General features: G+C 48.6%; 12 protein-coding genes and 1 pseudogene. All 13 read right to left on the bottom strand.

Going from position 1 to position 13,031, the window contains the following annotated elements:
* Window positions 1-13 precede the first annotated feature (13 nt).
* The gene (locus NSQ83_RS04100; protein WP_198878930.1) at window positions 14-640 is read right to left on the bottom strand and encodes a YesL family protein; all 627 of its coding nucleotides are present in this window, start codon (window positions 638-640) and stop codon (window positions 14-16) included.
* Entirely contained in the window at window positions 637-1,299 is a 663-nt protein-coding gene (locus tag NSQ83_RS04095) for a YesU family protein (protein ID WP_198878931.1), read from the bottom strand. Before NSQ83_RS04095 ends, NSQ83_RS04100 begins: the two co-directional genes overlap by 4 nt.
* The gene (rhgT, locus tag NSQ83_RS04090) at window positions 1,292-1,990 is read right to left on the bottom strand and encodes a rhamnogalacturonan acetylesterase (protein WP_198878932.1); all 699 of its coding nucleotides are present in this window, start codon (window positions 1,988-1,990) and stop codon (window positions 1,292-1,294) included. The genes NSQ83_RS04095 and rhgT overlap by 8 nt, the downstream gene beginning before the upstream one ends.
* 13 nt (window positions 1,991-2,003) lie before the next feature.
* Window positions 2,004-4,289, bottom strand: a complete 2,286-nt coding sequence (yesS, locus tag NSQ83_RS04085; protein ID WP_198878933.1) for a transcriptional regulator YesS — start codon at window positions 4,287-4,289, stop codon at window positions 2,004-2,006.
* 22 nt (window positions 4,290-4,311) lie between these two features.
* Complete coding sequence (yesR, locus tag NSQ83_RS04080; RefSeq protein WP_198878934.1) at window positions 4,312-5,346, bottom strand: rhamnogalacturonyl hydrolase YesR; 1,035 nt, start codon at window positions 5,344-5,346, stop codon at window positions 4,312-4,314.
* A gap of 15 nt (window positions 5,347-5,361) precedes the next feature.
* Window positions 5,362-6,252, bottom strand: coding sequence for a carbohydrate ABC transporter permease (locus tag NSQ83_RS04075; RefSeq protein ID WP_198878935.1), 891 nt, complete (start codon window positions 6,250-6,252; stop codon window positions 5,362-5,364).
* A gap of 3 nt (window positions 6,253-6,255) precedes the next feature.
* Window positions 6,256-7,185 carry a sugar ABC transporter permease gene (locus tag NSQ83_RS04070; RefSeq protein WP_021481264.1) on the bottom strand — a complete coding sequence of 310 codons (930 nt, stop codon included), beginning with the start codon at window positions 7,183-7,185 and terminating at the stop codon, window positions 6,256-6,258.
* Complete coding sequence (locus NSQ83_RS04065) at window positions 7,182-8,465, bottom strand: ABC transporter substrate-binding protein (RefSeq protein WP_198878936.1); 1,284 nt, start codon at window positions 8,463-8,465, stop codon at window positions 7,182-7,184. The genes NSQ83_RS04070 and NSQ83_RS04065 overlap by 4 nt, the downstream gene beginning before the upstream one ends.
* Before the next feature lie 103 nt (window positions 8,466-8,568).
* Window positions 8,569-9,675 carry a two-component system response regulator YesN gene (gene yesN / locus NSQ83_RS04060; protein ID WP_339239001.1) on the bottom strand — a complete coding sequence of 369 codons (1,107 nt, stop codon included), beginning with the start codon at window positions 9,673-9,675 and terminating at the stop codon, window positions 8,569-8,571.
* Window positions 9,675-11,408 carry a two-component system sensor histidine kinase YesM gene (yesM, locus tag NSQ83_RS04055; protein WP_128441425.1) on the bottom strand — a complete coding sequence of 578 codons (1,734 nt, stop codon included), beginning with the start codon at window positions 11,406-11,408 and terminating at the stop codon, window positions 9,675-9,677. The genes yesN and yesM overlap by 1 nt, the downstream gene beginning before the upstream one ends.
* The gene (locus NSQ83_RS04050; protein WP_072173406.1) at window positions 11,405-12,034 is read right to left on the bottom strand and encodes a YesL family protein; all 630 of its coding nucleotides are present in this window, start codon (window positions 12,032-12,034) and stop codon (window positions 11,405-11,407) included. The genes yesM and NSQ83_RS04050 overlap by 4 nt, the downstream gene beginning before the upstream one ends.
* Window positions 12,035-12,148: 114 nt before the next feature.
* Window positions 12,149-12,452 (bottom strand): annotated as a pseudogene (locus tag NSQ83_RS04045) (YesK-like family protein).
* 22 nt (window positions 12,453-12,474) lie between these two features.
* Entirely contained in the window at window positions 12,475-13,017 is a 543-nt protein-coding gene (locus NSQ83_RS04040) for a GNAT family N-acetyltransferase (protein ID WP_087614410.1), read from the bottom strand.
* Window positions 13,018-13,031 lie beyond the last annotated feature (14 nt).

Genomic DNA, 13,031 nt, shown 5'->3' with positions numbered 1-13,031 from the left:
TGTCATTTTTTTGTTACCCGGCTTGATGGTGCTGGGCCTCCGTCTTTTGAAATCCCCTAAGAGCAAAAAACATCAACACAAGCCCAAATAAACACGGGCCGTAAAATGGGATCAGGCCAGGAAGCGTATAAAGCAAATAAAGGACAAATCCGCACCCGATCAGCATACAGCCGGTCGTCAGCGGCCTCATGGCGCCAAACAGCAGCGCCTGCGGAATATATTTGCGAAGCGGGAGCTGGTAATGCACATAAAGGGGAAACACATACATCAGCGCGATGATATACAAAAGCCCTGCAAGCAGCGTGCAGCTTGTTACGGCAAAGGACAGCCAATTCGTACTGGCAGAAAAATAATGATAGTTGGCAGACAATATGAGCAAAAGAGCCGAAAACGCCAATCCGATCGCATTAACCTTGAGAAACTCTTTTTTATAGGTATCGAGAAATAACGGAAATATCGGGACATCCTTTTGCCCCATCAGCCATTTCCTTATAACGGCACACATCGCGGCTGTGCTCGGCGCCCATCCGAAAAGAAGGCCGCCCAAAAGTGTAAACAACAGCCACAGCCCGTTGAGCCATGCTATTTTCACCACCGCTTCGCAGCCTGCATAAAGCGCGTCCGTTACAGTCGTCTTCATCTTCTCACCGCTTGATGCACGGCAAAATCCCTGTAAACGGCTTTCATGGGGGCCATCTGCCGGAACCCGATTTTTCCTTTTGTTAACACAGGCCCATAAGTGCTGCCGTCGTCCATCCACTCAAGAATGGGCAGACCATTGATTGAAAAGTGCACATAGCTTTTGTCTTTGATCAGCTTCATACGATACGGAGAATCAGCGTCGTCTGGAGAAGGCAGCGGATCGGCCCCCAATGCGGCGAGGTGGAAACCGCGGCTTTTTCTTAAATTGCAGGTGCGGAACGCTCTTTCCTCCGCGTATTTTCTGCGGAAATACGACAGGTGGAGCGCATTGATGTCCCCCGAATGATACTCGGGGTATTTTCCCGTTCTTTTCTGGAGACTTAGATCAAACAAATCCTCGCCTCCCATTCCCGCAGCAGAAAAAAACAGCATACACAATCCCGGCTGCTCGATCGGAGAGAAATCCCATGTCACAATGATGCCGTCTGGAAAGGTTTCCGGACACCAAAAGACAAAATGCGCTTCGTCCTGGACATGTGACAGGTGCAAGCTGTGATCGTCAAATGAGATCTGTCCGCCTCCCTCCATCCGCCAGTCCTTCACATCGCTTTTAGACCGGAGCGGATTGCGGTACAAGCAAGCGCCTTCCTTATACATGTTCTTTTCCCTCCCGGCTCACAAGGTGGTTCTTAAGCGGAAGTCCGAGCTCTTCAATGCCTTCTGCCACAAGCTTCGCAACCTCCATTGCACCTTCTTCCGAAAAATGCGTATTGTCCTCAATGCCGTCCGGGTAATTCGGATGTTCATTCGGCTGAAACCAAACGAACAATCGCTTCGACTCCTCCGGCCCGTATGCTTCATACAGCACCTTTGTTTTCGCAAGCAGATCAATCACAGGTACATCGAGCTCCTTCGCCAGTGCTTTCATCGCATCGGGATAATCACCGAGGGAATGCTCGATTCGTCCGTTTTCATCAAAGCGGCGGCGCTGCACCGATGTGACGAACACAGGATGCGCGCCCTTTTCGCGTGCCGTATCTGCAAACAAGGTGAGAAACTGCTGAAATGTGGAGTACGGCTTCGTCCCCCGCGGTTTTTGGTCATTGTGGCCGAATTGAATCAACAAATAATCGCCTTGTGTGATGCGCTCGGCAATTGCTTGAAGCCTTCCTTCCTCCACAAAAGAATTGGTGCTCGCTCCTCCTTTGGCATGATTGTGCACCACTACCTCTTCAGAAAACAATTGCCCGAATACCTGCCCCCACCCCGCCATCGGCGCTTCATGAGGCGGGCAGTCACTCACAGTGGAATCTCCCGCTAAAAATACTTGAATCGGTTTCTTCATCACATGTTCTCTCCTTTCACGGCGTTTCCTGATACATTTGCCTGAAGACACCCGGCGGCATGCCGACCTGTTTTTTAAAAATCCGGTTAAAGTAATTGTGGCGGTAGCCGACTTCTTCTGACACGTCATGAATTTTTTTATTCGTATTGACCAGCAGTTCTTTCGCCTTTTCGATTCTGATCTGGGTCACATAATCGATAAAATTAATGCCGGTCACTTGCTTAAATGCCTTGCTTAACGTATATGAATTCATGCCAAGCGCATCGGCACAGCTTTCCAATGAAATATCCGCCATATACTGTTCGTGAATCATCGCAATCACACGTTCTGCCAGCTGCTTTTGCTGTCTGTTTTTTCTGCCCTCAAGCTTGGAAAGGTAAGGCGTCACCACTACATCCATCAGCCAGGCCGCCGCTTCATTAGGCTCGCGCAATTCTGAAATATCAAGAAACGGGTTCCGATGCTGAAACAGTTCGCTAGGATTGAGCCCGGAATGCAAAATATCCTCCTGAATGCGGGAAAACAGCTGAATCAGGGCGGAATGCACATGCCTGTCTATGGCCGCTTTTTCCGACAGTTCCCTCATACATCCATCTATCAGTTCCTTGGCTTCCTGTTTTCTTTCCAGCCGGATGGCCTGAACAATTTGTTTTTCCAGCTCAAAAGGGTAATAAGGAGCGAACTGCTCATCCTGAGGGAAGTCGGCCTGCAAATCAATGACCTGATCCCGGTTAGCAAACTTCCTTCGGGATTTGCCGCTTTTCACATTCTGAAATAAAGAAGGGATTTCCGTGATACGCTCCGTTTTGCTGCTCAATGTCGAGGTCAGGCATAGTCCGGTTACATCCCCAAATTGGCGTGCCAGCTCCGTTATATACGCCTTCAGATCAGAGCTGTTTGTTTTCATCACAAGAATGGTGACAGAAAGCCGGCCGATATCAAGTATGGAGAGCTGAAAAACGCGTTTGGCCGCCAATTCCTCAGCCAGATTGGTCAGGGTAAACACGGCAAGCTGTTCATCACCTTCACGGAAGATGCTTTTTTCACAACGGAGCCCTGTCACCTGCAGATCAAGCACATGAAACACGTTTCCGCCGATGTTCCAGCCAGCCTCCTCCATCCGCAATCTGAGGCTTTCCTCGTTGTCATAGTAAAAATCCCCCTGCAAGAGGTGCTGCAAAAAACTCTTTTTCATATGGGGCGTCTGCCGCAGGAGCTGCTCTTGGAGCTTCCGGCTTTCAAGGGATAGATCCTGCCATCTCTTTTCAATCCACTTGAATTCATCCTGCCCGGACGCCTGCCATACTTTCTTCTCTCCACCGGTAAACAAGCCAAGCAAATGCTGAATGGGACGATAGATTTTTTTTGATGCATACCATGTCATGCATACCGCCAAACCGATGCAAATGACCAGCATCACGATGATCACTTTTGATAAAAACACCATCGGCGCTGTAATAGCTGAAAGAGGCGCCGCTGACACAAAGGTCCATTGCTGATGCATCCGGTTCATTTCTCCAAAGGAGACAGAATACACCTTGCCTTCCCATTCCATCTGAAAATGGCCGTTCTCAGCAGGCTGTTTTTTTATCTCTTGAAGTAAAGTCTTTTTAAAATCTTTTTCTCCCTCATGAAACAGCACCTCTCGATTTTGATCCAAAAGCAGCGCACTGCCATCAGGATAGGGGGACAAGCTTTGCAGGATTGATTCCATTTCTTTCGGATCAACCGCCAGCATGATCGCGCCGAACGGTTTCTCCGCCGCGCCCGGAATGAGCTGGATCAGCATCGCTTGGTTTCCCGACCGTTTCCAATAAATGCTGTGGTCTGAGGCAAGCAGCGAGCGATACTTGCGAAGCGCCTCCTGTTCTGTCAAAGCGCTGTATTCAGGGCTCAGCACAAGTGGCCGGGGGCTGTTCAGAAAGATGGAAGCCTGCTCGATCAGCGGCTGCTGGTCCCGCAAAAGAAACAGCTTTTTCGTTAATTGATAGGAGAACGTAAAGTCTTTCTCCAAATCCCTCTCGGCCAATCCGTTCATCAGTGAAGAATCGTAGGCCATCTGGGTGAGAGCCAGTTCAAGCACTCCCAGCTTCTCATCCATTCGGCTGACCTCACGCGCCACCTGTGTTTCATGCGATCTCTGCAGCTCTTTCTCCACCTTGTCGATCGAAAGAAAGTAGATTGCGCCGCCAGTCAGCAATCCGGGAATACAGGCAATCAGCAAAATGAAGACAAAGTTTCTTTTGAAATACGTTCCCTTCCAGCGAGAAACCCGTTCCTTCTGTTGAGGCTGTTTTTTCATCCCTTTCCCCCCGCCGCTGTCTTTACTGATACACGCGTTTTTTCGTTTTCAAAACATCAGCAAGAAACGTCAGCGCAAGTCCCTGCCCCCATCCTTGTATTCGTTTGTAAGGCACCTGTTTGTATCCTTCGGCATTTTTCATGACGGCTGTCCCGGCCGATACCTTGCTGACCCGTCCGTCCTCTTCCACCGCATCCAAAATGGCGGCAAGCGATTTCTGCACATATTTTGTATACAGCTTTCCGCTCGATATCAGAGCAGAAGCAATACCCGCTGATGCCGAAACCTCCAGATAAGAATCCGGATCATCCAAAATCGTATGCCACAGCCCTGATTCATCCTGAAGCCGGACAAGCGCGCTCAGCTGGTCTCTGAGCGATCCGTCGATGATCATAAAGGAAGGATGTGTCACCTCAATAAGCGGGAGCGCCTTTGCCATCGTGAGTGCCGCCCAGCTGTTCGCCCTGCCCCAATAAATCCCCGACAGATGATTTTGCGCTTTGTTGTCCCAGGCGTGGTAGTACAAATTCGTGACAGGGTCCTGAAGCACATCCTCATGTCCGTGAAACTGGCGCAGGCCGTCTTCAAAATAATCCTCACGCTCCATGATCCGCCCAATTCTCAGCATAAACAGCCCAGCCATCATCAGCGTATCCGCCCATGCCTGCTCAGGAAACACATATTCTGCCGCATTCACCGTATGCTGAAGGATACCCTCGCCAAAGCGCGGCGCCTTATGCAGCACATATTCCGCCATCTCGGCCGCTGTTTCCAAGTACACGTCATCACCCGTCACCTTGTGGAGGAACAAAAGCGTATGCCCGATGGAAACTCCGTTGATTGAAAGCGGCGGCAGCCCATCCTCCAGCTGTTCATCCACCCACGTTTTTAACAGATTGATATATTCCTCGTTTTCCGTCGCTTCATAGGCCTCCGCCACGCCGTAAAACGCGACGCCGCCCGGCCAATCCCACGCAAAATCCATCTGAAATGTCCGTTTCACGATCCGGTCAATAACCGACGTCACCTTTTCTTCATCAAAGATAAGCTGTGCCATCTGCAACACTCCTTTTTATTTTAATCCGGTCGTACTGATGCCCTGAACGATATATTTCTGAAACAAAAAGAAAACAAGAATCACAGGCAATAACGAGACGGCCGACATGGCAAACATCGCGCCCCAGTTCGAAGCCGACTCTGTATCGAGAAAAAGCTTCAGCGCAAGTGAAACAGGATAAAGCTCCGGCTTATTCAAATACAAAAGCGGCTGAATCAGCTCCTCCCACTTCCAATAGAAGGAGAAAATCGCAGACGTCGCAAGCGCGGGGGCAATCAGCGGGAGAATGATTCGCCAAAAGCAGGCAAAGCGCCCGCATCCGTCGATTCGCGCGGCTTCATCCAGCTCCTCGGGAATCGTCCGGATAAACTGGATCATCAGAAAGATAAAAAACGCATGCCCGAAAAATTGCGGAACGACAATTGGTTTAAAGGAATTCAGCCAGTCTAATTTCGCAAACATAATATACTGCGGAATCATCAACACTTCATGAGGCAGCATTAACGTCCCCATCATGCACGCAAACCAAAATTTTTTTCCCTTAAACGGAATACGCGCAAATCCGTACGCAATGACAGCCGATGACAGGACGGCACCGATTGTTGACAGTCCGACAATGATCGCCGAGTTTTTAATAAACGTCAGAAACGGCTGTCCCGCGATACCCTCCCACCCTTCAGCATAGTTACTGAGAATAAAAGGGGCGGGAATGAGAGAATGTGAGGTTGTAAAAATACTGGCGCTTTCTTTAAACGAGCTGACAAACAGCCAAATAACCGGGTACAGCAGCAACACCGCCAGCGTTGCCGTAAAAACATGGAACAGTATGCGTTTGGGCCTGACGCGCCCGGCTTTTTTTCTCTCAAAAACCGGGACTTCTCTGACAGGCTGGTTGACCGGCTCCATCCGTCATTCCTCCTTTGACTCGTAATGAACCCAATATGACGATGTTTTAAACAATATGAGCGTAATCAGCCCGACAATGACAAGCATGACCCACGCCATCGCCGATGCGTAGCCCATTTGAAAATAGTTAAACGCCCGCTGGAACAAATAGAGCGAATAGAGAAGTGTCCCGTCAAGCGGCCCGCCCTCGCCCTTCGAAATGATATAGGCAGGTGTAAATGTCATAAAAGCAGAAATCGTCTGCATCACAAGATTAAAGAAAATAATCGGTGTAAGGATCGGAAGCGTGATCTTGAAGAAACGCTGCACCCGATTTGCCCCATCCACACTTGCCGCTTCCAAATACGAAGACGGAATGTTTTTCAGCCCGGCCAAAAAAATCAGCATTGACGACCCGAACTGCCAGACGGACAGCAGAATCAATGTCCACAGCGCACTTGTCGGATTCTGGTACCAAAGAATTTTTTGATCAATCCCGACAAAAAACAGCAGCGCATTGATGACCCCGTCATTGCCAAAAATATTGCGCCACATAATCGCCACGGCGACGCTCCCGCCGATGATCGAAGGCAGATAAAAGAGCGTTCTGTAAATGGCCGTTCCTTTTGCTGCATTGTTTAAAATGACAGCGATAAAAAGCGCGAAGCCGAGGCGGAGCGGAACCCCGGCAAGCACATACGTAAACGTCACCTTCAGAGACTGCCAATACTTTTCGTCACCCATAAACATTTCCTTAAAGTTGTCGAGTCCGATCCATTTCGGCGCCGTAAACAAGTCATAGCTCGTGAAGGACAGAAACAGGGACGCCCCCATCGGGATCACCGTAAAGCATAGGAACCCGATGATAAACGGAGAAATAAAAGCATATCCCGCCAGATTGTCTTTTCTTATACTCCGGCTTTTTTTCATTGCGTCAGCCCCATTTCCCGTCAATTATTCCTCTCAAATATCTCATTGGCCTTTTTCCGGAACGTTTTGGCGGCTTTTTCCGGCGATACCTTCTGATACAGAATCTGATCTGACGTATCCTTCAGCAGCTTAATGACCTCCGCGCTTCCCACAGGCTCTGGCGGATCGGCTTTGCTGATGTTTTTGGACGCGGTTTCTACATACTCCACGATGTTGGCTTCTTCCTCATTCAGCTTCGGTTTAATCGCATCCGCCACCTTGTCGGAGACTGGAACGCCTCGCTCGCCTTTAATCAGCTGGTTCGCTTCCTCATTATTCACGAAGAAATTAATAAATTTCGCTGCCTCTTTTTTATGCTCAGAGCTTTTCGGAATGGAAAACAGCATACTCGGCTTCAGTGTCAGCGCCTTTTCCTGCATTTGCTCCGGCGGCAGATAGAGAGACAGCGGCGAGTCTGTCAGCCGGGCAAAGCCCAAATATTGATTGGAGTAGTTCCATGTAATCGCTGATTTGCCTTTGACGATAAAATCGTCTTCCATTCCTTTAATCTGTGCGCTTTCATCAGGTGTTGGGGACGTTTTCGCTTTCACCAGCCTCAGCTGCCGTTCAAAGTAATCGACAAACAGCTGATCATCTTGATACGCGAGGCCAGTGCCGTCTTCTTTATAAAAACGCTCACCCTTTGTGCGCAAATAATAAGGGAAGAAAATATCAGGCGGATGCATTCCATTAGAACCGTAGACACTGGCTTTTTCCTGAAGATCATACGCCAGCTTCTCGTAATCCTCCCACGTCCAGTTTTCCTGATTGATAGACACACCGGCTTTTTTCAGCAAATCTTCATTGGCAATCACAGACAGCACGTTGACACCTAGCGTAAATCCATAAAGCTTATTGTCGATTTTTCCGCCCGACAGCATATTCTCGTCGATTGAACTGACGTCAATCGTTCCATCCTTTGTATACGGCGTTAAATCCTCCAGCTGGTTCTTCTTTCCGTATTGGGCTAAGTAAGCGGTATCCATTTGAATGACATCAGGAAGCTGGCCGGCGGCAGACATGGGCGCAAGCTTTTTCCAGTAGTCATCCCAGTTCGCAAATTCCGCTTCAATATGGACGTGAGGATTCTTTTTCTCGTAAAGTTCAATTACCTTTGTTGTATAATCATGCCTTGGCTGCCCGCCCCACCACGCGATTCTGAGCGTAATGTCTTCTTTTTTCCCCGATGCCTCTTCGCCCACAGAACATCCGCTGAAAATAAAGACACAGACAAGCGATAACAGAACGTAACAAATCTTCTTCAAACCAATCCCCCCTTTAATGTAAGTGCTTACATTTTATTTTAAAGCGTTCGGATAGGGCGAAACACTCAAAAAACAGTGGCGAAAGTCAAAAAAACAGAGATGGCTATCCTGCGGAAGCGCCTCCCTGTTTTCTTCTGAATTCTGACGGTGTCAGACCGGTATATTTTTTAAAAACAAGACTGAAATACTTCGGATTATCGCCAAACCCGATTTCTTCAGCAATTTCTGATACACTCGCATCCCGCCTCATTTTCATCTGTTTTATCGCATGTTCAAGACGCACTCGTGTAACATATTGTGAAAATTTCTCGCCTGTTTCCTGCTTAAATAACTTCCCGAGATAATCAGGATTCATAAACAGCATATCCTTCGCCGCCCATTTTAAGGATAGATTCGGATTTCCGAGCTCGTCGGCAATAAGCCTGATCATTTTTGAAATCACTGCGCTCCCATGCAGGTCACCAGACGCTTCAGCTGTGTCACGAAACAGCTGCCCCGCGTGCCGGAGTTCTCCCGCCTGACTGATGGCCAGCTTGCGGGTTGCAAAAACCTCCGCCACCTTTTCAGCGGCGTTCTCCTCTACGGCGAGCACTGTCCATTCTCCGCTGCTGCAAACCGCTGTCAGTGCCGATCCGAGTGCCTCTCTGGTTGTGGCATCAATAGATTGTTCCCCTTTTAAGATCAAGAGGCGGATCTTTTTTCCGGCAAGTGAAGGCGGCGGAGACAACTGGGCTACACCTGCGATCAAGCCTTCCAAGTATTGATCGGCTGCAAAGGAACGGATATGGTCCAGCTCGTGTTTCAGATGGGCTGTTTTCTTTTTGTGCACATCTTGCCGCTTCAGCTCAGCAATGATTTCCTCCAGCGAGCTGATAATCTGCTGTTCATTGCAGGGTTTCAGCAAATAATGCTTCACCCCATATTTCATGGCTTCCTTTGCGTACTCAAACTCTCCAAACCCGGACAGGACGATAAATTGCACCGACGGACTGATGGCTGACACCTTTTTGATCAACTCAAGCCCGTCCATGCCGGGCATTTTGACGTCTGTGATGACGATATGCGGCTGCTTATGTACAATCTTTTCATATGCTTCATGTCCGTTCTGCGCTTTACCGATCAATGAGGCGCCAAGCGACTCCCACTCAATGATTCCTGCCATTCCATCAAGGATAATCCTCTCATCATCAGCCAGCAGTATTTTATACATCACACCACCTCATTTCGGCACGGTATTGTGATCACAATCCTCGTCCCCTTTTCATGCTCACTATGAATCCGCAAGCCGTATGGCTCTCCGAATGTCAGGCTGATGCGCTCGCGAATATTCCAAAGTCCGATTCCTCTTCCGCCCGTTGATTCAAGAATCCGTCCATCCATGCCAGGGCCGTTATCTTCGACCGTAATACAGACACATTCCTTTGCCTTTTTCACCTGAATCCGGATGGCGCATGGCCTTGTAAAGGGTTCAAGCGCGTATTGAATCGCATTTTCCGCAAGCGGCTGGAGCGTCAGTTTCGGAATGAGGCAATGCTTCACCTCATCGTCAATATCCAACGTGAAATTCAGGCGCTCTTCAAATCGAAATCGCTGAATGGTCATATAGTGACGTAAAATGTCCGCCTCCTCCTGTATGGTCACGATATCCTTTTTCATATGTATGCTGTTTCTCAGAAGAAAACCGAGCGATTCCACCATTTTTGAGATTTGCTTTTGCTGATTCGCCTTGGCCAGCCAATTGATGGACTCGAGCGTGTTATATAAAAAATGCGGATTGATCTGGGCTTGCAGTGCTTTCAATTCGGTTTCTTTAATAATGAGCTGTTTTTCCACATTTTCTTCTATCAGCTCATTAATCCGTTTCATCATGACAGTGAAATGGCGGTTCAGCATGCCGGCCTCATCCTGTGTATGTTCCGGCAGAGAAAGCGACACACCTGCTTCAATACCGCCGTGCTGTACCGATTTCATCGCGGTCACAAGCTGTTCAATCGGCTCCGTGATGCTGTTGGCGATTTTCCTTCCGAAAAGCAAAACCACACAGAAAAAGAGGAGAAAGCATGTGCCGATCACTGTTTTCATAAAGGAAATTTTCGCGAACATCTGATCAAAGGGGATAACGTTATAGTAGCTCCAATTTTGGTAGGATGATTGAAGATAAGAAATAAAGTAACGTTTGCCATTCTTTTTTATCAAGTCATAACCGGGGTGCTTCAGCGTCTCTTTTGCTGCCTCAGGAACATGCGCTGATGCATGTGCCGTATACACCAAATTCCCGCCTTGGTCAGCAATCATAATGTCTCCGACTGAATCGCCCCAATCCTTCGGCACATCACGAATCATTTGTTTTACATTGACTTGGATCAGCACCATGCCCAAGCCGTTCAGACTCAGCTGGTGATAGGACCTGATCTGCCGTGCTGAAATCAGGACAGGATCTGACCCGCCGAGCGTCATCCAAAGATTTCTTCCACTTTTCGCTTTCGCTCGCTTAAATACCTCTTCCTGCTCCTGCTGCAAAAGATCTGAAGAACTGCTTCCGGCTGAATACTCTGAGCCGCGGGCATCAATCACATGAATGGAATCGATGTACTTTTCATCGCTGGCATATCCCGCAAGCTGATCCCACAGCTCCTGCTTCATTTGATATTGATCATACGTATCATCCCGATTTTGCATGCTCAGGATGCGCTGAATCTGTTCGTCTGTAATGATTTCATATGACACATCCTCTATCTTCTTCAGCTCGTCTTCGATCCTTTCAGAAGACATCCGAAGCACCTCCGAGGACTTGCGGTAAATCTGCTCATCATACACATGAAAGGCATACTGGACCCCGCTGTATACAAACAGAAAGGATACGGCCATAATCAACGATAGAAACACAAACAGCTTATCCTTAATCTTCATCCGCCTGTACCAGCCAGCAACTCTTTTCTTCATGCCGCCTTTTCTTTCTCCTGCCGCTGATCCATTGACCGAAACGCTTTAAAGGACAGCTTCGTTAAGATCAGGCTGAGTAAACTCCCGCTGAAAAACAATAGAAACGTGACATGAAACAGAACGAGACAAAGCACACCGACAGCGCCCGCCGCCATCAAAAGCGTCACCGCCGGACGGCTGAAGGCAATGAAAAAGCTGATGCTCAGCACCTCTCTGATTTTTACGTCAAAATGAGAAAATACCGGGAACACATACAGCACAACAAACGCGAAAATCAAACTAATGCTCAGGAATACATTGACGAGCACAGGCTGGTCCATCTGAGCCGCTATCCGCATATCCGCAAACAGAAACAGGGCAGCCGTCACAACGATAAGCCCGAGGATCTGTGATGCCCGCCATTCCTTTTTAAACGTCCGAAAAAAGACAGAAAACACCGGGGCATCTGTATTCCCCTTCGCCCATTCTCTCGCCACTGTAAACATTGCGGCAGTAGCGGGCATCAGCCCAAATACAACCAGGCCTGCAAGAGAAAACAAAATCCAAAGCACATTCAAATAGGCCAGTCTCATCACCCACGTACAAAAACGATTCAGCCCATTTGTCACACTGTGTATCATCAACATCACCTTCCCGCTTTGGAAAACGCTTTCATTTTAAAGTAATATGTATTTCTCCTTTCGAAAGAAAATTCCTGCCGTTCTGTGAAAATTTCGACATGATGAGAGACGGCAGCAGCCTTATCTTTTCCTGTAACGCCGAATGGCCTTATCGATCAAATATCCGGCAATGGCTCCAAAAATGACATTGAATCCAAGCATTCCGAGCGCAGCCCCTTCCCAGCCGCGTACATACACGAGGCTGTACCAGATTGCAAACACACCAAGGACGATCAGCCCGGCCAACATCCATTCCGGCCGACTTTTGTCAGGAAATCTCATCCGCATCAAAACGGATACGCCAGCAAACAGACAAGCCGTCACAATCCCTGTCACAAATAAAATTGGCCACAACATCGCCTGCCCTCCCTTTTAGAAAAGACAAAAAAGCCCCCTGCAAAGGACGCTTATTCTGCCGTAATCTCTTTCTCAAACAAATGATATCCGGACGCATCAGCACCCATGAATTCATATCCCATACGCCGATAAAAGGAATGCAGGGCGTCGTTATCAGCGACACAGTCAAGCCGGATCCGTGTTTTTCCCGGAAAGTGTATGCCCGTCTCCGCCCACTGAAGGACGCGGGCTCCAAGCCCCTGTCCCGCAAACCGGCGGCTTACTGCGAGGCGATGCAAATAAATGGACTCCTCATGCCCATCGTCTCCCCAAAGCTTCCGGTCCCACTCGCTCGGTGCAGGCAGCAGCATCACGACAGCCGCAAGCTCTTCATCTTTTTTAAACACAAACACATGTCCCTTTTCAATTGACCCCGTGATATCATGTATATCTTGCCCTTTGAGAAGTCCGCTCCATTGGTTAGAACCCCGATCCCGGAGCCATTCAGCTGTTCGGACGAGCAACCCGGTAATCGATTCTGCATCCTCATAGACGGCCGGACACGCGTAAAATCCATCTGCAATCGTTTCGTTCTCAATCTTAAAAGCTGACATAAAGGCCTCCCAAT

This window comes from Bacillus sp. PS217, from assembly GCF_037963535.1.
Classification (GTDB): domain Bacteria; phylum Bacillota; class Bacilli; order Bacillales; family Bacillaceae; genus Bacillus; species Bacillus subtilis.
Note: the sequence above shows the minus strand (reverse complement) of the source record. Positions and strands in the feature narration are given on the sequence as shown.